Origin of the sequence: Pseudoduganella sp. OTU4001, assembly GCF_038440195.1 — a bacterium.
Lineage (GTDB): Bacteria > Pseudomonadota > Gammaproteobacteria > Burkholderiales > Burkholderiaceae_D > Rugamonas.
The window spans coordinates 13,673-38,255 of record NZ_JASATG010000024.1; the positions used below are offsets into that span (position 1 = coordinate 13,673).

The 24,583-nt window shown below is 65.9% G+C and carries 19 protein-coding genes; 9 read left to right on the top strand and 10 right to left on the bottom strand.

The window, feature by feature from the left end; all coding sequences use genetic code 11:
* The first annotated feature begins 3 nt into the window (after nt 1–3).
* On the top strand, nt 4–1,605 hold the full coding sequence (locus AAHE99_RS19270) for an SEL1-like repeat protein (protein ID WP_342118970.1): 1,602 nt from the start codon (nt 4–6) through the stop codon (nt 1,603–1,605).
* 38 nt (nt 1,606–1,643) lie between these two features.
* On the opposite strand, the gene AAHE99_RS19275 is transcribed toward AAHE99_RS19270, so the two are convergent.
* Together AAHE99_RS19275 and infA are read right to left on the bottom strand one after the other, a co-directional pair.
* Nucleotides 1,644–2,405 carry a CPBP family intramembrane glutamic endopeptidase gene (locus AAHE99_RS19275; RefSeq protein WP_342118971.1) on the bottom strand — a complete coding sequence of 254 codons (762 nt, stop codon included), beginning with the start codon at nt 2,403–2,405 and terminating at the stop codon, nt 1,644–1,646.
* 107 nt (nt 2,406–2,512) lie between these two features.
* Nucleotides 2,513–2,773: a translation initiation factor IF-1 gene (gene infA, locus AAHE99_RS19280; RefSeq protein ID WP_342118972.1), complete on the bottom strand. Its 261-nt coding sequence runs from the start codon at nt 2,771–2,773 to the stop codon at nt 2,513–2,515.
* Nucleotides 2,774–3,210: 437 nt separating this feature from the next.
* Here infA and AAHE99_RS19285 point away from each other — a divergent pair, with 437 nt between their 5' ends.
* Nucleotides 3,211–3,837, top strand: a complete 627-nt coding sequence (locus AAHE99_RS19285; RefSeq protein ID WP_342118973.1) for a hypothetical protein — start codon at nt 3,211–3,213, stop codon at nt 3,835–3,837.
* The gene (locus AAHE99_RS19290) at nt 3,837–6,389 is read left to right on the top strand and encodes a hypothetical protein (RefSeq protein ID WP_342118974.1); all 2,553 of its coding nucleotides are present in this window, start codon (nt 3,837–3,839) and stop codon (nt 6,387–6,389) included. The genes AAHE99_RS19285 and AAHE99_RS19290 overlap by 1 nt, the downstream gene beginning before the upstream one ends.
* Here AAHE99_RS19290 and AAHE99_RS19295 read toward each other — a convergent pair.
* A complete protein-coding gene (locus AAHE99_RS19295; protein WP_342118975.1) occupies nt 6,362–7,390 on the bottom strand; it encodes an AraC family transcriptional regulator in 1,029 nt (342 codons plus the stop codon). The two genes, AAHE99_RS19290 and AAHE99_RS19295, sit on opposite strands and share 28 nt — an antisense overlap.
* A 147-nt stretch (nt 7,391–7,537) precedes the next feature.
* Here AAHE99_RS19295 and AAHE99_RS19300 point away from each other — a divergent pair, with 147 nt between their 5' ends.
* Genes AAHE99_RS19300 through AAHE99_RS19310 form a run of 3 tightly spaced genes read left to right on the top strand, consistent with a single transcriptional unit; the run spans nt 7,538 to nt 11,171 of the window.
* Nucleotides 7,538–8,164, top strand: a complete 627-nt coding sequence (locus tag AAHE99_RS19300) for a hypothetical protein (protein WP_342118976.1) — start codon at nt 7,538–7,540, stop codon at nt 8,162–8,164.
* Entirely contained in the window at nt 8,164–10,734 is a 2,571-nt protein-coding gene (locus AAHE99_RS19305) for a hypothetical protein (RefSeq protein WP_342118977.1), read from the top strand. Before AAHE99_RS19300 ends, AAHE99_RS19305 begins: the two co-directional genes overlap by 1 nt.
* A 2-nt stretch (nt 10,735–10,736) precedes the next feature.
* A complete protein-coding gene (locus AAHE99_RS19310; RefSeq protein ID WP_342118978.1) occupies nt 10,737–11,171 on the top strand; it encodes a hypothetical protein in 435 nt (144 codons plus the stop codon).
* Here the strand turns inward: AAHE99_RS19310 and AAHE99_RS19315 are convergent.
* A complete protein-coding gene (locus tag AAHE99_RS19315) occupies nt 11,168–12,016 on the bottom strand; it encodes a TolB family protein (RefSeq protein ID WP_342118979.1) in 849 nt (282 codons plus the stop codon). The genes AAHE99_RS19310 and AAHE99_RS19315 overlap by 4 nt on opposite strands.
* A gap of 52 nt (nt 12,017–12,068) precedes the next feature.
* Between AAHE99_RS19315 and AAHE99_RS19320 the strand changes: the two genes are divergently transcribed.
* Nucleotides 12,069–12,872 (top strand): flagellin N-terminal helical domain-containing protein, encoded by an 804-nt coding sequence (locus AAHE99_RS19320; RefSeq protein WP_342118980.1) that lies wholly within the window; start codon nt 12,069–12,071, stop codon nt 12,870–12,872.
* A 56-nt stretch (nt 12,873–12,928) separates the two neighbouring features.
* Nucleotides 12,929–13,741: a substrate-binding periplasmic protein gene (locus AAHE99_RS19325; protein WP_342118982.1), complete on the top strand. Its 813-nt coding sequence runs from the start codon at nt 12,929–12,931 to the stop codon at nt 13,739–13,741.
* An 8-nt stretch (nt 13,742–13,749) separates the two neighbouring features.
* On the opposite strand, the gene AAHE99_RS19330 is transcribed toward AAHE99_RS19325, so the two are convergent.
* The 6 genes from AAHE99_RS19330 to AAHE99_RS19355 are packed head-to-tail and all read right to left on the bottom strand — an operon-like array spanning nt 13,750 to nt 20,887.
* Nucleotides 13,750–15,537, bottom strand: a complete 1,788-nt coding sequence (locus AAHE99_RS19330) for an MFS transporter (RefSeq protein WP_342118983.1) — start codon at nt 15,535–15,537, stop codon at nt 13,750–13,752.
* 32 nt (nt 15,538–15,569) lie between these two features.
* Nucleotides 15,570–16,655 (bottom strand): N-acetylglucosamine-6-phosphate deacetylase, encoded by a 1,086-nt coding sequence (locus tag AAHE99_RS19335; protein ID WP_342118984.1) that lies wholly within the window; start codon nt 16,653–16,655, stop codon nt 15,570–15,572.
* 2 nt (nt 16,656–16,657) lie between these two features.
* Complete coding sequence (locus AAHE99_RS19340) at nt 16,658–17,425, bottom strand: DeoR family transcriptional regulator (protein ID WP_342118985.1); 768 nt, start codon at nt 17,423–17,425, stop codon at nt 16,658–16,660.
* A 33-nt stretch (nt 17,426–17,458) separates the two neighbouring features.
* A complete protein-coding gene (locus AAHE99_RS19345) occupies nt 17,459–18,796 on the bottom strand; it encodes a D-tagatose-bisphosphate aldolase, class II, non-catalytic subunit (protein WP_342118986.1) in 1,338 nt (445 codons plus the stop codon).
* On the bottom strand, nt 18,793–19,752 hold the full coding sequence (locus AAHE99_RS19350; protein WP_342118987.1) for an ROK family protein: 960 nt from the start codon (nt 19,750–19,752) through the stop codon (nt 18,793–18,795). The genes AAHE99_RS19345 and AAHE99_RS19350 overlap by 4 nt, the downstream gene beginning before the upstream one ends.
* The gene (locus tag AAHE99_RS19355) at nt 19,739–20,887 is read right to left on the bottom strand and encodes an SIS domain-containing protein (RefSeq protein ID WP_342118988.1); all 1,149 of its coding nucleotides are present in this window, start codon (nt 20,885–20,887) and stop codon (nt 19,739–19,741) included. Before AAHE99_RS19355 ends, AAHE99_RS19350 begins: the two co-directional genes overlap by 14 nt.
* A 316-nt stretch (nt 20,888–21,203) precedes the next feature.
* Between AAHE99_RS19355 and AAHE99_RS19360 the strand changes: the two genes are divergently transcribed.
* Nucleotides 21,204–24,536, top strand: coding sequence for a TIM-barrel domain-containing protein (locus tag AAHE99_RS19360; RefSeq protein WP_342118989.1), 3,333 nt, complete (start codon nt 21,204–21,206; stop codon nt 24,534–24,536).
* Nucleotides 24,537–24,583 lie beyond the last annotated feature (47 nt).

Sequence of the window (24,583 nt, forward strand, 5' to 3'; positions counted from 1 at the left end):
CGCATGCAGCGCTTCACCCCGACCGAATCCGAAGAAGCCGACGCACGCGACGGCCAATACGCCGCCGAATTCCTGCGCGTACGCCAGCTGGCCGAACGCGGCGTCGCCAACGCCCAGCACAGCCTGGGCTTCATGTACTTCAACGGCCAGGGCGTGGCGCAAAGCTATGAGCTGGCCGTGGCCTGGTACCGCCAGGCCGCCAACGCCGGCCTGGAACACGCGCAGTACAACCTGGGCGTGATGTACCAGAAAGGCCAGGGCGTCGACGTCGATTTCGCCGAAGCCGCGCACTGGTACCAGCTGGCCGCCGAACAAGGCTACGCCGCCGCCCAGTACAACCTGGGCTGGCTGTACGCCAAAGGCCAGGGCGTCGAGAACGACACCGAACAGGCGCGCTACTGGTTCGCCAAGGCCGCCGAACAGGGCGACCCCGGCGCGCAGAACAACCTCGGCATGATGTACGACACCGGCAAAGGGGTGCCGCAGGATTACGCGCAGGCGATCATGTGGTACCGCAAGGCCGCCGAGCAAGGCTACGCGCGCGCCCAGTTCAACCTCGGCCTGCGCTACGACAACGGCCAGGGCGTGGCGCAGGACGGCAAGCAGGCGCTGGGCTGGTTCCGCAAGGCCGCCGAGCAGGGCTACGCCCCCGCGCAATTCAATCTCGCGCTGCGCTACGACAAAGGGCAGGACGTGGCGGCCGACGCGCAGAAGGCTATCAAATGGTACAGCATGGCCGCCGAGCAGGACCACGTCAGCTCGCAATTCAACCTCGGCCTGATCTACGACAACGGCAATGGCGTAGCGCGCGACGAACAGCTCGCGCTGAAATGGTACCGCCGCGCCGCCGAACTGGGTCACGCCGCCGCGCAGAACAACCTGGGCCAGCGCTACGACCACGGCCAGGGCGTGGCGCAGGACTACCGCGAAGCCGCCGCCTGGTACCACAAGGCCGCCGAACAAGGCTTCCCCGCCGCGCAATACCACCTCGCCCTGCTGTACGAACAAGGCCACGGCGTGCCGCGCGACCAGCAGGAAGCCATCTTCTGGTACCGCAAGGCCGCCGACCAGGGCCACTTGCGCGCCCAGTTCGACCTCGGCCTGCGCTACGAGCTGGGGCAGGGCGTGCCGCAGGACGCCCGCAAGGCGCTGGGCTGGTTCCGCCGCGCCGCCGACCAGGATTACGTCGCCGCCCAATACATGCTGGGCCAGATCCACGACCGCGACGACGGCCCCGCGCCCGACCTGCTGCAAGCCAACGCCTGGTACCGCAAGGCCGCCGAGCAAGGCCACACGCTGGCCTGCTTCACGCTCGGCCTGCGCTACGACAACGGCCAGGGCCTGCCGCGCGACTTCAAGCAGGCCCTGTCCTGGTACCTGGCCGCCGCGCGCCAGGGCCACGCCCGCGCCCAGATGAACGCCGGCCTGATGTTCCTGTCCGGCCAGGGCGCCGACGCCGACCCCGAGCAAGCCTGGCGCTGGCTCTCGCTGGCCGAGCGCAGCGGGCTGCCCGGCGCCGCCCGCCACCTCAACACCGCCGCCGCCCGCCTCGCCCCGCACCAGCTGGCCGCCCTGCGCGCCGCCCCCGAGCTCGTCCCCGCCTAACCGGTCGCAGGCGGGCTGTTTCCGCGTATTGATTTAGCTCAAAGAGTGCGTTCGCTTGTCCGATGGACAGAGCTGGCACCGAATTTGGCGCCTTGGTACATGACCCACGCTGCCAGTGCGAATTCGACGACATAGGCTGCACGTTCGGCCAGCAGCAGGGCTGCGGGGCCGGCGGCGGGTTCGATGTTGGAGTAGATCTTGCTGAGGTTGAGCAGCATGTGCAGGGCGATCACTGGCCAGAGGCCGCCGGTGCTGTAGCGCACGGCGGCGAACATCATGCCGGAGACGCAGGTGGCGAGCGCCCACCAGAATGCGTGCTGCCAGTTGCCGTCCATGAAGCCGTGGATCAGGTGCATGCCGCCAAACAGCACGCCGGACAGCACGATCGCTTGCCAGCGCGGCAACGTGAGCAGGATGGCGAAGATCACGCCGCGGAACAGCAGTTCTTCGCCGAAGGCGTTGATGAACTGGATCACGACTTCCATGCCGAGCGGGCGCTGCGGCTGCAGGTGCACGCCCATCGAGAGAAACAGTGCACACAGCAGCATGCTGGCGTAAAACACCTTGCCGGCCTTGAGCTGGCCCAGGCCGACCTGGCGCCACATGCCAAGGCTGTGCACCAGGATCAGGGGCAGGATGACGGTCGAGGCGAAGGCCAGCAGCTTGACCTTGCCGAAGTCGGCCGGCGCGAGCCAGGCGGCGCCGGCTTTCAGGATCAGGGTGGTAATCAGGAACTGCAGGCCTGCGCACACAATCGCGGCAAGGGCGGGACGCTGGGCGGCTGCTTCGCGTAGGGTCATGGTGGTCTCCGGTATTGTTTTAGACGACCGGAATTGTGTCAAATGCCTCGCTGGAAGTATTTAACAATGCGATAGGCCGCAGGAATTGACGGCCAGGCCGTCAAAACTCAGCGGCGGCGCGGTGGGCGCGGGCCGGCGCTCCCACGGTGTTCGATGTGGCGGAATACGATGCGGCCTTTGGTGAGGTCGTAGGGCGACAGTTCCAGCGTGACCTTGTCGCCGGCGATGATGCGGATGAAGTTCTTCTTCATGCGGCCGGCGGTATAGGCGATCATCTTGTGGCCGTTATCCAGGTCCACGCGGAAGCGTTGTTCCGGCAGGATCTCGGTGACCACGCCACTCATTTCAATCAGTTCTTCTTTTGCCATGGTGCTTCCTTTGCGATTGGGGGGGGGCGAGGGGCGAAAAAAAAGCCCGCTTTGCTGCGGGCTTCGTTTCAATGTATTGCCAATATTTCAATCGCTGCTCCAGCCCGTGCTATCTGTACGGTGCGGAACGGTCAGCCCATGCTATCTGCGTGGTGCCAGCCTGTGACCAATGTTTGGTGCTACAGGGTGAAGTTCTCGAGTACTTCACCGCGAACGCAGTGTAACACAGTTTTTGTGCGGTGCACAAATTTATTTGTGGTGGCAGCACCACGCCGGGGCGGCGGTGCTCCCCCTGCGGCCACGCCCTGTATGTCACGAAATGCAAACCGAAAGTCGCAAAATGGCAATCAACTGTCGCCGGAGGTTAATGGAGAAATGTTGGCTTTAATTCATTCTTAGTTGACGAATGTTTATCAACCTGAATGAGGAGTATGCCGATGAAGCACGCATTGCCCCGCCTGGCGGGCGTTGCGCTCGGGCTGCTGGCGCTGGCCGCGCCGGGCGCCCGGGCGTCGCAGCTGGTCCCGCAGAACTTGACGCAGATGGTCCGCAGCTCGGACGTGATCGTGATGGGCGAAGTCGCCAAGGTCACCGACGGCATCGAGCACGGCGTGCCGTACACCGAAGTCACCCTGAAGGTGAAAGGCAGCCTGAAAAAGGAGCTGAAGGAAAAGAGCCTGTACTCTTTCCGCCAGTACGGCCTGCTCAAGGCGCGCAAGATGCCGGACGGGCGCTACATGCTGCCGGCGCGTATCGAGGGCATGCCGACATGGAGCGTCGGCGAGCAGGTCACCACCTTCCTTAACAAACCTTCCTCGCATAACGGCCTGACCAGCCCGGTCGGCCTGGCGCAGGGCAAGCTGACCATGGGCGGCGATAAGGCGGTCAACGGCTTCCACAACCAGGGACTGTTCAAGGGCGTCAAGCTGGAAGGCGCCAGCTTGAGCGCGGAAGAAAAGGCCATGCTGGCCAAGCCGCACGGTGCGGTGGCCAGCGGCGTGTTCCTGGGCCTGGTGAAGCGGGCGGTGAAAGAACAGTGGGTTGAGAAGGGAGTGATGCGCTGATGAAGACCAAGATTGCCCTGGCGGGCTTGCTGTGCGCTGCCTTCGCCGCGCAAGCGGCCGGTCCGCTGTACACCACCGACCATCCCAAGAACCCGGTGCCGCTGCGCTGGGATACCAGCAAGCCGGTGCCGGTCTACACCGACATCGGCCCGTATGCCTTCGCGCCGGACGGCAGCGTGTTTATCGACAACGCCGGCGCCGACAAGATCACGTCTTTCGCGCTGGCGCAATGGAGTTCGGTGCCGACATCGACCTGGCGTGCGGTGACCGATACCGCTAAATTCAAGAAGTTCGACCAGGTCGCCAGCATCGGCGGCGATGTGCATGACGGCGCCTCGGCGGAACTGGTGTACGGCAAGTACAACGAAGGCGGCATGTACGTAATCTACGACCAGACCGGACAGGTGCTGGAGGAGTACTTTGGCGTGCCGAAAGACCAGGTGCTGGGCATTGCCTTCGCGGAGTTCGGCGAGGACCGCGACGGCGACGGCTATGCGGAAACCATCACCAAGGCGACCGCCGTGATGAACGGTGCGGCGGTCGACAGTGCGCCGGCCGATCCGGATGCCTGGTGGCTGCCGAAGCCCGATATCGGCGGGCGCCGCATCGCCGCCGTGTTCACCCACGAATTCGGCCATGCGATCAACCTGTCGCACTCGCAGGTCAATGGCCACCTGGGCTACTTCAGCGAGCCCTATCTTTCCGACATGTACCCGGGCGTGAAGGGCTGCACGGCGCCGGTGCATATCTGGGACTATTGGGATCCGTCGGCCAACAAGCTGGCGCCGAAAAATATCGAGACCATGTTCCCCTTCCTCGATTCGCGCGGCGAGGATGCGCAGGGTGTGTCGGCGGGCGCCGAGCAGTCGACGATCGACCGGCCGGACGATATGGCCGCCATCTCCGACATCTACCCGACGGCGAGCTACCTGAAGACGCGCGGCTCGATCGCGGGTACGCTGTACCTGAAGGATGGCCGCACGCCGTACAGCGGCATCAACATCATTGCGCGCAATATCGCAGACCCGCTGGGCGATGCGGTCTCGGCGCAGAGCGGCGACAAGACCCAGGGCAAGCTGGGGCCCGATGGCCGCTTCCGCATCAATAACCTGAAGCCGGGCGCGCAGTACCAGCTGTATATCGAGGAGATCGTGGCGGGAGGCTATCCGACCACGCCGAGCGGCCTGGTGTCGGTGGCGGAGTATTGGAACAGCGGCGAGAGCAGCGATGCGGCGGCCGACGCGCCTTGCGCCGCCACCGCCATTACGGCCGAAGCGGGCGTCACCAAGGCGGCGAACTTCATCTTCAACGGCTACAAGGATGGCGTGCAGTACACGCCGCTGGTGTCGGCTGTGCTGACCAATATGTCCAAGAACGGCGGGCGTGCCGGCGGCGTGCACCAGGGCCTGGCCTTCCTGTGGGATGCCAATACCGGCATCCAGTGGGCGCCCGGCATGACCACCACCGGCGCCAGTGGCAGCCTGTCGCGCGACGGCAGCCAGATGCTGGTGCAGGCCGACCTGGACCGCATCCCGGTCGGCACCAACTGGGACGGTTCGCCGCGCTATCTGAGTTCGGCGGCGATCTGGAACACGCGCAACGGCAAGCTGACCGACCTCGGTTTCATCAACGGCGGCATGTGCGGCGGCGAGAGCGAAACCGGCGCCCACAACAGCGTGGGCTTCCTGCTCGATGGCGCGGGTGAGAAGGCGGTGGGCCTGGCGTACCGCGACCTGAATGGCGATGGCTTCTGTCAAAGCAGCGGCGGCGAGATCGTGCCGATGGTGTGGACCTCGCGCGGCGGCATGCGCGTGCTGGATATGACCGGCATTGATACCGTCAACGAGCCGTGGCACCGCGCGCAGGGGCTGTCCGGCAATGGCCGCGTGATCCTGGGCAGCGCCAACCTGCAGAAGGTGTATGCGTGGGTGGATGAGGGCCGCGTGATGGACCTGGGCGCCGCCTTCAATGTGCGCGATGGCCGCGCCATGAATTACGACGGCACGCGCGCCGCGCTGTCCACCTGGTCGGAAGGCCTGGTGCTGTGGAATCCGATGAAGGGACTGGCGGCCGATTCCATCACGCGCATTCCGCAGCTGAAGTGGTGCGTGGACATGAACTACGCCGACTGGTTCGACAGCTGCGAGTGGAGCGGTGCGGAAGTGATCCAGGCGGCGCTGGGCCCGATCCCGGTCACCATCACCGACATGAGCGACGACGGCAAGCTGATGGTGGGCCGTGCCGGCGACTTCTGGCAGGGCTTCATCGGTGTGATGTGGCTGGACGGGATCGGCTGGATCAAGATGGATGATTTCTTCCGCACCCAGGGCGTGGCGGAAGCCTGGCGTTACGGCATGCCGGGCCCGGTCTCGGTCAGCGGCAAGGGCAATGAGATGGTGGGCGGCATTCCCGGCTATCCAGTCAGCTGGTACGTGGACATGAAGAAGGTCCATGTCTGCCGCAACGGCCAGTCGCAGGAAGTGCCGTTCCCCGAGGGCTTTGCCGATGCCGTCAAGCGCGGCGCTCAGATGGGACGCTGCGAGTTCCTGTAAGCGAGCGGCGTCTTGCCGAACCAGCGCTTGCAGGCGCGGTTGAAGGAGCTGGGCTCGGTGTAGCCCAGCAGCGAAGCCACCTGCGACAGCGGGAATGCCTGGTAAGCCAGGTATTCCTGCGCGCGGTTGCGGCGCAGCCGGTCCAGGATATCCTCAAAGAAGACGCCTTGTTCTTTCAGGCGCCGCTGCAAGGTGCGTTCGTGCAGCCCGAGCTGGCTGGCGATCTGCACCAGCGTCCCTGCGCCGGTGGCGAACTGGCGCGCCAGCAGGGCTTCCACCTGCTGCGCGATGTCCAGCGGGTAGCGCCGGATCACATTGTTTACCCAGCGTTCAGCGGCCGCCTGCAAGGGCGCGCTGCTGCCTTCCGCCATCGGCATGGCGAGCAGGCGGCTCGGCACCGAGATGGTGTTGGCCTCCTGTTCGAAACGCAGTTCGCCGGCGAAGTGCCTGGCGTAGCGCGCCTTCGATACCGGCGCCGGGTGGCGGAAGGTGATGTGGAAGTCGGCGCCGGATTGGCCGGCGAAGCGCTGCAGGAAGTGCTGCGTCATGCACAGGCCCAGTTCCACCAGCTGGCGCTGCGGCGTGTCGTCGCCGGTATTCAAGGTGTAGGTGACGCGCGTGTAGCCGGGGCGCAGCGGGTCGTCCGCAATGGCCATGTGCTGGCCCGAGCTGTGATACGGGATGTTGCGGGCCACGGCGCGCATGGCGTCGCCCACGGTGGCCGAGTGGCGCGCGATCAGCGCCACCGCGCCGAGGATGCTGAAGTCGCGCATGGCCGCCAGCTGCAGGCCGAAATCGGGTGCTTGCAGGCGCTTGGCGGCATCGTTCAGCAGGCGTCCCATGGCCGGCAGCGAGATGGTGGCTTCCGGCTCATCCAATAGTTTCTCGTCGATACCATTGTCGGCTAGCAATGTGGTAGCGTCGCCACGAAGTTGTGCCACCAGGGTGCGGAAGCCGGTCAGCGCGCGGGCGCGGATCAGCACTATGGGAGGCGGGGCCATATGTATAGTCATGTCATCAAAAGTAAATACGAAGTCGCGCAAAGTCAATCAACTGTCATAACAAGTTAATGGGGAACCACGAAACGTTGGCTTAAATTTATGTTTAGTTGACCTCCGGTCATCAACATGGAAAGAGGAGTGAAGCCGATGAAGCATGTAGTCCCCCGCCTGGCGGGCGCTGCGCTCGGTGCGCTGGCGCTGATGGCCCCAAGCGCCCAGGCATCGCAGCTGGTCCCGCAGAACCTGACGCAGATGATCCGCAGCTCGGACGTGATCGTGATGGGCGAAGTCGCCAAGGTCACCGACGGCATCGAGCATGGCGTGCCGTACACCGAAGTCACCCTGAAGGTGAAAGGCAGCCTGAAAAAGGATCTGAAGGAAAAGAGCATGTACTCGTTCCGCCAGTACGGCCTGCTCAAGGCGCGCAAGATGCCGGACGGGCGCTACATGCTGCCGGCGCGTATCGAGGGCATGCCGACATGGAGCGTCGGCGAGCAGGTCACCACCTTCCTTAACAAGCCTTCCTCGCATAACGGCCTGACCAGCCCAGTGGGCCTGGCGCAGGGCAAGCTGACCATGGGCGGCGACAAGGCGGTCAACGGCTTCCACAACCAGGGACTGTTCAAGGGCGTCAAGCTGGAAGGCGCCACGCTGAGCGCGGAAGAAAAGGCCATGGTGGCCAAGCCGCACGGTGCGGTGGCCAGCGGGGTATTCCTCGGCCTGGTCAAGCGCGCGGTCAAAGAACAGTGGGTTGAAACGGGAGTGATGCGCTGATGAAGAGCAAGATCGTATTGGCGGCCCTGCTGGCCGCCGCTGCCGGCGCGCAGGCTTCCGGCCCGCTGCTGCTGACCGACAATCCCAAGAACCCGGTGCCGCTGCGCTGGGATACCAGCAAGCCGGTCCAGGTCTACGCGGATATCGGCCCGTATGTGCTGAAGAACGACGGCAGCGTGTTTATCGACAATGCCGGCGCCGACAAGATCACGTCTTTCGCGCTGGCGCAATGGAGCTCGGTGCCGACTTCCACCTGGCGCGCTGTCACCGATCCGTCCAAGTTCAAGAAGTTCAGCGAGGTGGCCAGCATTGGCACCGATGTGCGCGACGGTGCGACGGCGGAACTGGTGTACGGCAAGTACAACGAAGGCGGCATGTATGTGATCTACGACCAGGAAGGCAAGGCGCTGGAGGAGTATTTCGGGGTGCCGAAGGACCAGGTGCTGGGCATCGCCTTTGCCGAGATGGCGGAGGACCGCGACGGCGACGGCTATCCGGAAACCATCACCAAGGCGACCGCGATCATGAACGGCTACGCGGTGGTGCATGAAACGGCCGGTCCGGACGAGTGGTGGATGCCGCCCCCGGACGTGGACGGCAAGCGTATCGCCGGCGTGTTCACCCATGAATTCGGCCATGCGATCAACCTGTCGCACTCGCAGGTCAATGGCCACATGGCTTACTTCAGCGAGCCTTATTACTTCGACCTGGCGCCTGGCGTGCCGGGTTGCGGCGTGGCGCCGGTGCACTCGTGGAATAACTGGATGCCGGAGGCGAACAAGATCGATCCGAAGTATATCGAGACCATGTTCCCCTTCATTAATCCGGACACTGTCAATGCGGCCGGCAGGAACCCGGGCTACGAGCAGAGTACCATCGACCGGCCGGACGACGTGGCGGGCATCTCCGACCTGTATCCCTCGGCCAGCTACCTGAAGACGCGCGGTTCGATTGCGGGTACGCTGTACCTGAAGGATGGGCGCACGCAGTACGGCGGCATCAACATCATCGCGCGCAACGTGGCCGATCCGCTGGGCGACGCCATCTCGGCGCAGAGCGGCGACAAGACGCAGGGCCGCCTTGGCCCGGATGGCCGCTTCCGCATCAACAACCTGCAGCCGGGCGCCAAGTACGTGCTGTACATGGAAGAGATCGTGGCCGGCGGCTTCCCGACCGAACCAACCGCGCTGATCTCGGAGGCCGAGTATTGGAATACCGGCGAGTCCTCGGTGCCGGCCAGCGACCTGGCTTGCACCAAGACTGCCATTACTGCGGAAGCGGGCGTGGTGAAGACCGCCAACTTCTACTTCAACGGCTACAAGGATGGCGTGCAGTACACGCCGGTGGTGTACGGCTACCTGGGCTCCATGTCCAAGGATGGCGAGCGCGCCGCCGGGCGCCTCGAGCATACGCCCTTCATCTGGGACACCAGGAAGGGCTTCCAGCTGCCGCCGGCCGGCGTGACGGGCGTGAACGGCAGCATCACCCGCGACGGTACGCAGATCATCGTGCAGGCCGACCTCGATGGCCGCCTGAATGGGCGCGACTGGGACGGCACGCCGGTGCCGATCAACTCCGCCGCGATCTGGGACAGCAAGAGCGGCCGCGTCACCGACCTCGGTAGCCTGAACGGCGACACCTGCGGCGGCGGCAGCGAGTTGGGCTACTCCAGCAGCTACGGCTGGGCGGTCAATGGCGATGCCAGCGTGGCGGTCGGCACCGCCTACGTTGATGCCAATGGCGATGGCAAGTGCGAAGGCGGCTTCTTTGAGGACGTGAACGTGGGCGCCGAGATTGTGCCGTTCGTGTGGCGCCAGGGGAAAGGCATCAAGATGCTGAGCATGGATGGCATCGACACCGCCAACGAGCCTTGGCACCGCGCGCACGCCGTGTCGGGCAATGGCCGCGTGGTGCTGGGCACCACCAACTTCATGAAGGCCTATGCCTGGATCGACGACGGCAAGCCGATCGACCTGTACCAGGCCATCGGCGCAATGGACGGCTATGCCATGACGCCGGACGCCAGCCGCGTCGCCCTGAGCACTGAACGCGATGGCATCGTGCTGTGGAATGCGACGCGCGGCAGCGGTGCGCAAGCGTTCACCAGGCTGCCGACCATGAAGTGGTGCGAGGACATGCCGCTGCTGGGCATGGAATACACCTGCGAAAACGACAAGGCCTTCATCCAGGAAGCGTTTGGCGCGGTGCCGATGCAGGTGAGCGACATCAGCGACGACGGCAAGGTGATGGTGGGCCAGGCCGGCGTCTGGTTCAGCGGCCTGCATGGCGTGCTGTGGCTGGAAGGTATCGGCTGGGTCAAGCTGCGCGATTTCTTCCGCACCCAGGGCGTGGCGGAAGCCTACCGCTACGGGCTGGATAACGCGGCCTCCATCAACGGCGCCGGCAATGAACTGGTGGGCGGCATCCCGGGCTATCCGCTGACCTGGTACATCGACATGAAGAAGGCCTTTGTCTGCAAGGGCGGGCGCAGCACCGAGGTGGCCTTCCCGGGCCAGTTCATCGACTTCGTCAAGGCCGGTGCGCAGATGGGCCGCTGCGAGCACCTGTGAGCATGGGCCACAGGTCGATCTCGAACGAATTGCGCGCCGCTTTGCGCGGTGCGTTTGGATTGACCTGCCCCTACCTGGGCGACGAACTGTTCGACATATGCGCGAGCGGCTTTGTCGCCCAGCACGCAAGTTCCCTTCAATCCTACGGCGACGATTTCAGCGGCTGGCTGGCGCTGCACCCGTCGGTGCGTTTGCTGGCGCTGGACTGGAATACGATGGACGTGTGGCGCAGCCTGCGGCGCGGTGCCGCAGCGCCGGAGCCGCGCGCCCTGGCGCAGCCCGGGCATTGGCTGGTGTGGCAGCGTGAAGGCAGCCTGCATTACCGCGAATTGGCGGCGGCGGAAGCGGACGCCTTGCTGGGCTTCCGGCCCGGCAGCACCGCCAGCGGCGCCTACCTGCAGCAATGGCTGGCGCAGGGCGTGCTGGACTCGGGCTAGCGGTAGCGCTCCGGGTCGAACGGATACGAATAGATATTCTCGATGAAGCGTTCGCCGTCCTTTACCTGGCGCGCCAGGTAAAGGCGGCCGCCATGCACCCACGGGGTGAACTCCGCTTGCGCCGTGTTGAAAGGGGCGCCCAGGTTGCGCGGCGTGCTCCAGCCATGCTTGCCGTTGAAACTGATGTAAAGGTCGACGTCGCCCGCACCGCCCGGCGCGTCGGAAAAATACAGCAGGTAGCTCTGGTCGGCGGCCACGTACGGGTTCGACTCGCGCCATGCGCTGCTGTTGACCGGTTCGGGCAGGCGTTCCGCTGCGGCGTATTTGCCGTCCACGCGCCGCGCGCGCCACAGGTCCGATTTTCCTTCCGCGCCGTTTTTCATGAAGTAAATGGTGCCGTCGGCGGCAATGGAGCCGGATGATTCGGAGTCGTCGGTGTTGATGTCGTGGCCAAGATGGAGCAGCGGGCCCCAGCGGCCGTCGTGCAGCGCGACGGAATAGATATCGAAGCCTTTGCGCGCCGGCTTGTCCGGCACCGGGCGGTTGGACTGGAAGATGATGGATTTTCCGTCCGGTGCAAAGGCAGGGTCGATATCGCGCGAACCGTCGGTGGCGGAAAAGGGCACCGGCGTCGGCGCCTGCCATTTGCCCGCTACCTTGCGCGATTCCACGATGACCAGTTTGCTGCGGGCGCCGCCCGACTGCACCCATAGCGCGTGCTGGCCATCGGGCGACAGCGTGAAGCCGAAGACGCCGTTATCGGATACCAGTCCCGCTTCAAACATTCCGTCCTGGGGTGCGGCGGCGCCCAGCGCAGCCGCTAGCAGTAAAGAGAAAATATTCATTAATGTGAGATTTGGATATTAAGTTTGCCGCTGCGCTTCCGTAACCGTGTGCGTGAGGATCAATACCAACATCGATGCGCTGCGCGCGGCGCTGAATATGCAGCGCCATGGTGACGCAATTGCCAAAAGCATGCAACGCTTGTCGAGCGGTTTGCGCATCAACAGCGCGGCGGATGATGCAGCTGGGCTGGCCATCGCCGACCGCATGACGGCGCAGCTGCGCGGCATGCGTGCGGCGCGCAGCAATATCAGTGACGGCGCCTCGATGGCGCAAGTGGCCGACGGGGCGCTGGCCTCGGTGATGGAAAGCTACCAGCGCATCCGCGAACTGGCGGTGCAGGCGGCCAGCGATACCTATAGCCCTGGCGACCGCATGGCGATGCAGCTGGAGGCCAGCGCGCTGCTGCTGGAAATCAAGCGCATTGCGGAAGACACCAATTTCAACGGCATCCGTTTGCTGGACGGCGGCGCGGTGATTCAGCTGCAGCTTGGCGCGGACGATGGCGACACCTTGCCGCTGGCGGTGCCGGCGGTGTGGTCGCAGGAGGCGGGCGATATCAGCCTGCTGAACCACGCCAGTGCGACGGCGGCGTTGCAGCAGCTCGACGCGCGCATGGCGGGCATCGCCAATATGCGCGGCATGCTGGGCGCGGCGCAGAACCGGTTGGGCTACGCGGCGTCGCACAGCCTGATGATGGAGGAAAACCTGGCGGCTGCGCGCTCGCGCATCATGGATGTCGATTACGCCGCCGAGACAGCGCGGCTGGCGCGGCACCAGATCCTGCAGCAGGCTGCCATCGCCATGCTGACGCAGGCCACCGCCGCCCCGCGCCTGGTACTGCAACTGCTGCGCTAGCGCCGCCTGGCCCATGTGCGGCCACTTGGGCCGGGCAGCGTATGATAGGGCGGTCCATGCTCCATTTAATTGTCCCTGCTGCGTTGCTGCTGGCGGTGCCGCTTGCCCAGGCGGAGCAGACCGTGCGCCTGGCGTCGGATGCCTGGTGCCCCTTCGTTTGCGCCAGCGGCGAGCACCTGGCCGGCGGCTACCTGGTGGATGCGGCGGCTGCGGCGCTGGCTTCGCAAGGCCTGCAGGCCACGCCGGTGCTGATGCCGCTCAACCGCGCCATGCGCGAGACAGTCGTCGGCCGGATCGACGGCGTGTATGCACCGGCGATCGATGCGCGCCTGCGATTGAGTACACCGCTGGCGTATTCGCGCGCCTGCTTCTATACCCTGTCCGATTCAAAGTGGCGCTACCGGGGCATGGCATCGCTGGCCGGGCAGCAGGTCGCCATCATCGACGATTACGGCTACGATGGCGGGCCGATGGACGAATACATCAGCAAGTACCGCAAGCAGCCGGCCAGGCTGAAGCTGGCCTTTGGACAGACGGCTGGTACCAGCAACCTGCGCATGCTGCTGTACGGGCGGGTGCCGGTAGTGCTGGAGCACGAGGCGGTGATGGCGCAGTTGGCGGAGAGCGAGCGCGTGCCGCAGCAGCTGCGCAAGGCGGGTTGCCTGGAAGGGCGCTTGCCGCTGACAGTGGGTTTCGCGGCGGACAATCCGCGGGCGCTGCCCTGGCTGGTGGCGCTGGAGGCGGGCCTGCGCCAGCTGGAGGCGTCCGGCGAGCTGCAGGCCTTGCGCAAGCGCTATCACGTGCCGGACGCCATGGGGCCCGGCGAGGGCGCCACCGGCCAGGCCGGCAACGCCAAGCCGGTGCGCTGAGGCGGGGTTCAGCGCGCGCCGGCGCCGGCGAAGTGCGCTTCGATTTCTTCCAGTGTTTTCCCTTTGGTTTCCGGCAGCAGGAAGGTGGCGGCCAGGAAGTACACCACGGTGCAGCCGGCCCAGAAGAAGAACATGGCGGCGTAGCCGTGCTGGCCGACGGTCGGCAGGAACACGGCCGCGATGGTGGTGGAGACAAACTGGTTCACCAGCAAGGCGATGCTCATGCCGTTGGAGCGGATGCGGGTCGGCATCAGTTCGGACAGCGCGAGCCAGACGCACACGCCGGGGCCGACGGCGAAGCTGGCGACGAACAGGCAGATTGCAAGCGTGACCTGCCAGCCGTGTGCCACCGAGGGCAGGGCGCTGATGTGGGCTTGCTCGATGCGCAGCGGGGCGTCGCGGCCGGCGGCCGGATCGGCGAACGGGTTCAGGTGCAGGCGGCGGAAGAAGGCGCCGATCACGCTGTCCGGCTGCACGGTATCGTCGCGCGACAGCACCATGGCGGGCAGCGCAGGGTCGTCGCTGCGGCGGGTCTGGACATTGGTGAACGGGCCGTAGGAGTAGGCCACCGTGAGCAGCTGTGGGGTGCCGCCTGCGCTGGCCGGTGCGCCGAGCGCCTGCAGGGTTGGCGCGTCGAGCCGCAGCGACAGGGTGTTGCCCTGCGCCTGGGCGGCGACGATGGCGCTGACGTCGCGCTGTTCGGCCTCGGTGCTGCGGAACAGCAGGCCGGCGGCCAGCAGGGACACCACGATGCCGCCGCTGCCCAGCATCAGCAGGAATTTGCGGCCCTTGCGGTCGACCAGCAGCACGGCGACCACGGTCATGATGGCGTTCAGCAGCTTGAGGCCGACGTCGGCCATATTGGCGGTGGCGCCGGGCAGGCCGGCCTGGTTCAGGATGTTGACCACATAGGCCAGCACGGAGTTGATGCCGGTGGCCTGGGTGCAGGCCAGCACCAGGCAGGCCAGCAGGAAGGGCAGCACGTAGCGGCGGCTCAGCAAGCGGTCGTCGGCCGGGGCGGTAGTGGTGCCGGCGCCGGCGCGTGCGGCGGCCATGCCGGCGGCGGCCTGCATATCGCGCAGCTCGGATTCGGCGTCGGCCGCGCTGCGGGTGCGCAGCAGGGCGGCGCGGGCGGCGTCAACGCGGCCACGCTGCACCAGCCAGCGCGGCGATTCGGCCAGCAGCGCGCTGCCGAAGGTGAACACCAGGCCCGGGGTCAGGCACATCCAGAAAATGCTGCGCCAGGCGTGGTCCTTGGCGTCGAAGATGGCGGTGGCGCGGGCCGCTTCCGGCAGCGCTTGCGCGGCCTGGGTGGCGCTGTCGACGCTTTGCGCCTGGACCAGGCCAATCAGCGCGGCGGCCACCAGGCCGATGGTCAGCAGCAGCTGGAACAGGGCGGCGCCGCGGCCGCGTTTTTCGGCGTGCAGGCATTCGGCCAGGTAGAGCGGCACCACCACGCCAATCAGGCCGCCGCTGATGCCTTGCAGCAGACGTCCCAGCAGCAGCGGCACGTAGCCGTCCGACAGCGCGATCAGCGGGATGCTGGCGGTGAACAGCGCGCCGGCCAGCACCATGGCCCAGCGGCGGCCGATGGCGTCGGCGATCGCGCCGGCAAACAGCGAAGACAGCACGGAGCCAAGCAGCACGGCGGCCACGATGAAGCTCAGTTGCTGCGCGCTCAGCTTCCACGCCACCGAGGCGGTGGATTCAAGATAAGGCAAGGCGCCGGCAATGATGCCGACGTCGATCCCGTACAGCAGGCCGCCCATCCCGGCGATAAATAATAAGTAGCGCATGGATAAGGCCTGCATTGGATCTCCTTGTGTTGTTATGAGAGTGGGATGGGCTCGCCTTCAACGAAGACGGCCACGGGGTGTAATGATTTATCCAGCACGACGATGTCGGCCCAGGCGCCAGGGACCAGGCGGCCGCGTTCCGCTTCGCCCAGGTAGTCGGCGGGGAACAGCGACAGGCGCTGGGAGGCTTCCGCCACCTCCATGCCAAGGCTGACGAAATTGCGCAGCGCCTGGTCCATGGTCAGCACCGAGCCGGCCAGCGAGCCGGTTGCCAGGCGCACGCAGCCCATGCACTTGAACACGCGCTGCGTGCCAAGGGCGTACTCGCCGTCCGGCATGCCGGTGGCGGAGGTGGCGTCGGTCACGCCATACAGGCGCGGGATGGCGCGCAGCGCGGCGCGCATGGCGCCCGGGTGCACGTGCAGCAGGTCGGGGATGATCTCGGCGTATTCGGCGTGCGCCATGGCCACGTCCACCATGCCCGGTTCCTTGTGGCTCATGCCGCTCATGCCGTTGAACAGGTGCGTGAAGCCGGCCGCGCCGGCTTTCAGCGCGGCCACGCCGTCGTCGTAGCTGCCGGCGCTATGGCCGATCTGGACGCGGATGCCCATGTCTTTCAGGTGCGGGATCAGCTGCAGGTGTCCGGCCACTTCGGGCGCCATGGTCAGGACCTTGATCGGGGCGATGGCGTGGTAGCTTTCCACCAGCTCGCGGCTGGCGGTCACCACGTCCGGCGGCTGGGCGCCCAGGCGGCGGCGGTTGAGGAACGGGCCTTCCAGGTGCACGCCCAGCATGCGCGCGCCGTGCTGCGGGCGCTGCGCGATGACGCCGGCCAGGCCGTTCAGGGCGTGGCGGATCGAGTCTTCCTTGGCGGTCAGGGTGGTGCCGAGCAGCGCGGTGGTGCCGTGGCGGGCGTGGGTGCGCGCGACGACCGCGCCGGCGTCGCCGCCTTCCATGATATCGACGCCGGCCGCGCCGTGCACGTGCAGGTCGACGAAGCCGGGGATGATGGTCAGGCCTTCGCCTGCGGGACCTTCGGTGATGCTGGCGATGCGCTGGTCAAAGGCGATGCTGCCGTTGATCCAGCCGCCGGGAGTGAGGATACGGCCTTGCAGCATTGTTACTCCGCGATGATCAGTTCAATGCCGCGTTTTTCCAGCCCTTCGCGGTATTCGGGGCTGATGCTGGCGTCGGTGACCACGGCGTGTACGCGGTCCAGCTGCACGATGCGGTGCAGCGACACGCGGCCAAACTTGGAGGCGTCGGTCAGCACGATGACTTTCTTGGCGCGTTCCACCATCTTGTGGTTCAGGCTCGCTTCCGCCTCGTGGTGGGTGGTGATGCCGAACTGCAGGTCGAAACCGTCGACGCCGAGGAACAGCTTGTCGAAGTTATAGGCCGACAGGCAGGCTTCGGCCTGGGTGCCTTGCAGCGACAGCGACTGCTTGCGCAGCAGGCCGCCGGTCAGGATCAGGTCCACGCCGGGCGAATCGGCCAGTTCCCAGGCGATGTTCAGGCCATTGGTCAGCACCGTGACGTCGCTCGCATCGCGCAGCTGGCGCGCCAGCGAAATGGTGGTGGTGCCGGAGTCGATGATGATGTTGTCGCCCGGCTGCACCATGCGCGCAGCCAGCATGCCGATCTGCTCCTTCTGCGCCGGGTTCAGCGAGTCCTTCTGGCGGATAGTGTGTTCAGTCGGCGGGGTGCGCGCCAGCAGGGCGCCGCCGTGGCTGCGCTGCACCAGGCCTTGCGACTCGAGCACGCTCAGGTCGCTGCGGATGGTGACGGCGGAGACGCCAAGCTTGTCCACCAGGTCGGACACCTGGACCGAACCATTTTGTACGATCGCCTGCAGGATGGTTTCGCGGCGTTGGCTGGTATTTCGCATGTCTTCTGTCGCTGGATATCAAAAACGTCGAGCTTAACAGATGACGGCGGCCATGTGCGGCTTGGCGGCGCCCGCAGCATTGGCGCTGCAGGCGCGCGCGTACTGCGCCAGCAGGCGGCCGATCTTATGTTCAAGCAGGGCTTGCGGGGTGGCGGCCAGTTCGCCTTGCAGCACCGCCAGGAACTGCTCCGGCAGGTATTGGCTCAGCAAAGGCAGCGGGATGCTGCGGCCGCCCAGGTTGGCGAACAGGCGGCTGACGGCAGCCGCCACTTCCGGTTCGCCCCAGTAATAGCGGCAGCGGTCGGACAGGCCGTAGCGGCGCATCAGGCGCTGTTCGTCGGTGCTGCCCAGGTAATGCTTTTGCCAGTGCTTGGGTTTGGCCAGCATGACTTCATCCAGCACTTCCATCAGGCGTGAAGCCTGCTCCTTGCCGAGCAGGGCTTCTTCGATCTGGCACAGCGCCAGGAAGCCTTCGCGCAGGGCGAAGGTGGCGGCCGGGCCGACTTTCAGGATGGCGTAGTGGTCGCGCACCATCGCGTGCAGGCCCGATTCGCGCTGGTAGTCGGTGGAGTGGGCTTCGAACACCAGGCCCGGCTGGCCGGCCACGAATGCGGACAGTTCGGCCGCCGCTGCGGCATCGTAATGCTGCACATTGGCCTGGTCGAAGTCGACGCCCGGCTGCACCACCAGGGCGATCACGCGCTGCCAGGCGCCATGCAGCCCGGCGCCGGCGAAGGCCTGGCGGTGTACCTCCAGCGTGCGCTCGGCCGCCTGCGGCGCGGTGACGGCGAGCGCCTGCTCCAGCGAGGCTTCGCCGCCCGGTACCGGCACTTCGGTGCCGATCACATAGACCGGCGGCGGCAGGCCGGCGCGCGCGGCTGCCTGTTCGGCGATGGCAGCCAGGCGCACGGCGCGGGCGGCTACGGTTTCATCGTCCAGCACCGGCGCGTCGTCGGCGCAGCGCATGCTGCAGTCAAGGTGGATCTTATGGAAGCCGGCCGTCACGTAGGCATCGATCAGTACTTCGGCATGCGCCATGGCGCTGGCGGCGTCCTGCGACTGCCATGCATTGGGGCCAAGGTGGTCGCCGCCCAGTACCAGGCGGCTGGCAGGGAAATCCTGCTCCTGCGCCAGCCGGTGCACATAGTCGCGGAACTGCGCCGGTGTCATGCCGGTGTAGCCGCCGAACTGGTCGACCTGGTTGGAGGTGGCTTCCACCAGCAGCGGCGTGCCGTATTGCGCGGCCACCTGCATGGCGGCGCGCAGCACGGTGGGGTGGCTGCAGCAAACGCTGTACAGGCCGACCGGCGCGCCCTTGCGGTGCGCCTGGACGATTTGCTGGACTGGGGACATCGGAGCGGCTTGGTTCATGGTCGTTGGATCGTGTGTTGGCGGGCCAGCAGGGCGGCGCCGCGTGCACCGCCGGCATCGCCGAAGCGGGGCGGCAGTACGGGTGGCGCTTGCACGCCGCGGAACAGGTGGCGGCGTATGGCGGCCGGCAGCTGCGGATACAAGTGGGCCAGCTTGGACAGGCCTCCGCCCAGCACGATCACATGCGGGTCGTGGCTGAGCACCAGGCCTGCCATGGCATGGCCCAGCAGGTCGAGGTGGATGGCCAGCGCCTGCGCGGCGATGGCGTCGCCGCTGCCGGCGCGTTCCGCGATGAGCAGCGGCTCGGCGCCGTCGCCGCCCAGATGGGCGTGCAGGCGGCTCAGGCCGGGACCCGCCACGTAGCGTTCAAGGCAGCCGCTCTTGCCGCACGGGCAGTCCAGCACGGGCAGGCTGTATTGCGCCAGCAGCGTGGCCGGCACGGTCCAGTGGCCCCATTCGCCGGCAATGCCGTTGAAACCGCGTTGCAGGCGGCCATCGACGCAGTAGCCGCCGCCGGCGCCGGTGCCAATGATGGCGCCGAACATGGTCGGGGCTTGCGCCGCTGCGCCGCCCTGCGCTTCGGACAGGGCGAAGCATTGGCAGTCGTTGCCGATGATGACGGGACGCGCCAGGGCGTCTTGCAGCGCGGTGGCGACGATGCGGCCATTCAGCGCCGGCACGTTGGAGCTGAGCTGGCGCCCGCTGGCGCTGTCGATGATACCGGGCAGGCCGATGCCGACCGGCGCGGGCTGCGCCAGCGGGCCCAGCGCCGCGTCGCCGCGCGCTACCAGCCCGGTGATGGCGGCCACGAATTCATTGAAGTCGGTACCAGGCGTGGCGACGCGCTCGCGGAACACTTCCTGCAGTTCGCCGCCGTCATCGCGCCAGGACACCAGTTCAATCTTGGTGCCGCCGATGTCGATGCCGTGGTAGCAGCGTGCCTCAGAACTGGTCATGATGGTAAATGGTGACGCCTTGCACGACGCGGTTGACGGTGCCGTCGGCGAAGGGATTGTCGGGAGTCAGGCCCAGCGCGGCCGACTGGTGCAGGGCGTATTGCTGCCCCATCAGCAGCCACAAGGGCGCCAGCCAGGCGTCGCTTAGCGTCGCGCTCGGCCCGCCCGGCGCCATGCCGATGTCGGCGCCGTGGCCGACGGTGACCACCTTGCCGGCCACCCCATCGCGGCGCAGCTCTTGCAGCAGGTCTTCTTCATAGCGGTGCGCCAGCGCTTTGCTGCTGCGGAAAACCACCACCAGCGATTGCTTGTTCAGCGCCGACTTCGGGCCGTGCCGGAAGCCCAGCGCGGTATTCGACATGGCGAGCACGCGGCCGCCGGTCAATTCCAGGATCTTCAGCGCGGATTCCTTGGCCAGCGCTTCCAGCGGGCCGCTTCCGAGGTAGACCACGCGTTCCACCGCTTCTGCCGCCAGTGCGGCAACCGGAGCCGCCCATTCGCGCAGGGCAGCGTCGCCGGCTTGCGCCAGCGCGTCCAGGCGCTGCTGCCACTCGCCTTTGCCCAGCATGCACAGTGCCGCCAGCAGCATGCAGGTGAAGCTGCTGGTCATGGCGAAACCGCGATCGCAGCTGGCGGCGGGCATCAGCAGGTTGAAGGTGCGCGCATCGGTATCGCCCTGGCGCGCCAGCTGGCCCTGCGGGTTGCAGGTGATATTCAGGAAGCGTGCATCGGCCACCACTTCGCGCACCAGTTCAACGGCGGCCAGGCTTTCCGGGCTGCTGCCGCTGCGGGCGAAAGACACCAGCAGGGTAGGCGCACCCGGCTCCAGGTAGAGCTCCGGGTGGGTCAGCAGGCTGGTGGTGGCCACGGCGCGCACCTGCGCCGGCCAGGCGGCATTCAATTCATCGGCGACGATCTCGCCCACATAACAGGAGCTGCCGGCGCCGGTCAGGATCACGCGCTGCTGCGGATTGTGCAGGCAGCCGCCCAGGAATGCGGCGACATCGGCGGCGCGGCTTTGCAGGCTGGCGCCCAGTTCGCGCCACAGGGCTGGCTGCTGCGCAATCTCTTCGGCGGTATCGAGGCCGCTGATCTGGCGCCAGGCTTGCGGGTCACGCTGGAGGAGGGTAGTCATCGAAAAATGGAAAGTTATAAGTTAAGGCAAAGCATAAATAACATATTTCGGAAAGTCAAATACGAAAGTAAAACGAAAGATATATCAGTTTGGAATACCGGCCGAAGTGCTCGCCAAGACGTCGCGATTCAGCATAGTTCGTTGCGCTAATGCTACTAAGCGAAAGCTTGTGCACCGCAATATCGCCTAAACGAAAGGTAAAAATGCGAAAAATGCCTGAGAAAATGCGGTTTTCTTTCTTTTTGTTGACCTTTTTTGCTTTTATTTCTAAAGTACCTCCATCAAAACGAAAAAACCTTGCACGCAAGGCAGGCTTATGAAGAGACTCACCCGCACTGCAATCGCTGCCGCCGTCCTGGCCCTGGCTACCGGTACCACCCTGGCCGCTCCGCTGGGCAAGCTGCGCAGCATGAGCGCTGCACCGTCGGCCAGCACCGGCGGACAGCATTGGGACCTGGCGACCGACTCGGGCGCCATCGTGCGGGTCAGCCTGCTGCGCGACGATGTGCTGCGGATCTGGGCGGGTCCCAAGGGCAAGCTGACCGATGCCGGCGACAAGGCTGCCGCCATCGTGGTGGGCACTCCGGCGCAGCGTGTTGAGCATAGCGTAAGCGAGCAGCCGGACCATATCTTGCTGCGCACGGCGAAGCTGGCCCTGCGCGTCGACCGTAATCCTGTGCGTTTTTCGCTGTACCGCGCCGGTGAAGCGCAGCCGCTGTGGCGTGAGCTGCAGCCGTTGGAACTGGGCGACAAGGCCAGCGTGCAGACGCTGTCCAGCGACAAGGCGGAGCGCTTCTTCGGCGGCGGCCAGCAGAACGGCCGCTATGAATTCAAGGGCCGCCAGCTGGATGTGTCCTACTCCGGCGGCTGGGAAGAGGGCGACCGCCCAAGCCCGGCGCCATTCCTTATGAGCTCGCGCGGCTGGGGCATGCTGCGCAATACCTGGGCCGACGGCAGCTACGATTTGCGCCAGCACGATGTGCTGGCGTTGCAGCATGCGGAGCCGCGCTTCGATGCCTACTATTTCGTCGGCAAGGATGTGCGCGACGTGCTGGCGCGCTATACCGAATGGACGGGCCGCGCGCGCATGCTGCCGCGCTGGGCGCTGGAATACGGCGATGCCGATTGCTATAACGACGGCGATAACGTGAAGAAGCCGGGCACTGTGCCGAAAGGCTGGAGCGACGGCCCGACCGGCAAGACGCCGGACGTTGTCGACGTCGTGGCGCGCAAGTACCGCGAGCACGATATGCCGGGCGGCTGGATCCTGCCGAACGATGGCTATGGTTGCGGTTATACCGATCTGCCGCAGACGGTGCAGGGGCTGGCGAAGTACGGCTTCCGCACCGGGCTGTGGACCGAGAACGGCGTCGACAAGATTGCGTGGGAAGTCGGCACGGCCGGCAGCCGGGTGCAGAAACTGGACGTGGCTTGGACCGGCAAGGGCTATCAGTTCTCGCTGGATGCGAACAAGTCGGCTTACGACGGCATCCTCAATAATTCCGACAGCCGTCCATTCCTGTGGACGGTGATGGGGTGGGCGGGTACGCAGCGCTATGCGGTGGCGTGGACCGGCGACCAGAGCGCGAGCTGGGACTATATCCGCTGGCACGTGCCGACCCTGATCGGTTCCGGCCTGTCGGGCCAGGCTTATGCGACCGGTGATGTGGATGCGATCTTTGGCGGCAGCCCGGAGACTTTTACCCGCGACCTGCAGTGGAAGGCGTTCACGCCGGTGCTGATGGGGATGTCGGGCTGGTCGGCCAATGCGCGCAAGCATCCATGGTGGTTTGAAGAACCTTACCGAAGTGTCAACCGCAAGTACCTCAAGCTCAAACTGCGTTTGACGCCGTATATGTACACGCTGGGGCGCGAGGCGGAGCAGACCGGCGCGCCGCTGGTGCGTGGGTTGATGTGGGATTACGCTGGCGATCCGGCCGCGTTTACCGAGGCCTATAAGTATCAATTCCTGCTGGGGCGCGACATGCTGGTGGCGCCGGTGTACCGCAGCCAGGCGGTGTCGCAGGGCTGGCGCAAGTCGATCCACCTGCCGCAGGGCACCTGGTTCGATTACTGGGACGGTCGGCAGGCGACTGCTGGCGCTTCCGGGCGCGATATCGATCTGCAGGTGACCCTCGACAAGCTGCCCGTCTTTGTGCGGGCTGGCGCGATGCTGCCGATGTACCCCGAGGTTTTGTATGACGGCGAGAAGCCTAAGGATGTGCTGACGCTGGACTTGTATCCGCATGGCGAGTCGTCGTTCACGCTGTATGAGGATGACGGCAACACGCGCCAGTACCAGAAGGGCGCGTTCAGCCAGCAGCAGCTGCGCATGCGCGAAGCCGGCGGCCGCGTCGAAGTGGACGTGGCGCCGGTGGAGGGGAGCTATGCGGGACAGGAAGCGCGTCGCGCTTATGTGCTGCGCATGCTGACGCGCCATCGTCCGGATGCGGTGGACGCTGCTTCGGGCCCGGCTGGCCGTGCGCTGCCTGCGCTGGCCGACCGCGCGGCGTGGGAGGCAGCTGCTGAAGGCTGGTTCTACGACCCAACCGACCGTACCGGCACGCTGTACGTAAAGACCGCAAAACAGGACATCCGCCAACCGCTGCACATCACCGTGCAAAACGTGCAGACAGTGGCGCAGCAGGATGGCGACTTCCCGCAAGCCCCGGAACTGGGGCGCGCGCTGCCGCCGGATGCGCTGCTGGTGGTGAACCGTCCCGCCGAAGAACCCGGCCACCCGCTGGAAAACGCCTTCGACGACAAAGCCACCACCTGGTTCCGCACCACGCGCAACCAGTCGATCCGCACCGGCGCGCACGAATGGACCATCGGCTTCACCGAGCGCCGCCTGGTGGACGGTATCGAAATCGCGCCACGCGGCGACGAACACTGGAAGCACGGCCAGGTGCGCGACTTCGAAATCTACATCGCCGACAGCAACGGCGAATGGGGCAAGCCGACATTCACCGGCCGCCTGAAGCTGCAGAAGGAAACGCAAACCATCAACTTCCCGGCCACAGCAGGCCGTCTGCTGCGCTTCCGCGTGCTCAGCACGCAGAACCCGGAAGGCGAAGGCGCAGCAGCGACCGACCCGATGGTCACCGCGGCGGCGCAGGCCCCGGCCAAGGCCGTCAACGCGCTGCAACCGCTGGAAGTGGGACCGATTGCCTTGTCCACCTTCCGCATCCTGGAGCACCGCGCCAAAGAAGGCGCCGAGCAGCAAAGCTTCCTGTCGGACCTGCCATTGCCAAAAGGCGTCGGACGCGACCGCCCACCCGGCAAAGGCAAGGAGATGCGCATGAACGGCCTGTGGTTCCGCAAGGGCCTTGGCGTCGGTGCGAACAGCCGCGTCGACCTGCAGCTGGACGGCAACTGGAGCCTGCTGCGCGCCGACCTTGGCGTGGACGACAGCTGCCGCAACGCGGGCGGCCTGCAGTTCCAGGTCTGGAGCGGCGAACGCCTGCTGTACGACAGCGGCATGGTGAAGGCCCCGGCCGTCGTCAAGCCGGAAATCGATGTGCGCGGGCTGCGGCAACTCAGCCTGCGAACCCTGGGCGCAAACGGCGCCCAACCCGCCCAGGTTTGCGGTAACTGGGCCAATGCCGTACTGCTAGGCACAGAGGGCGCCACCGTCCGAATACGCTGAACGCACCCTAATCGTCGACTAAAAGCCAGCCCCTCCACGGACCGGGG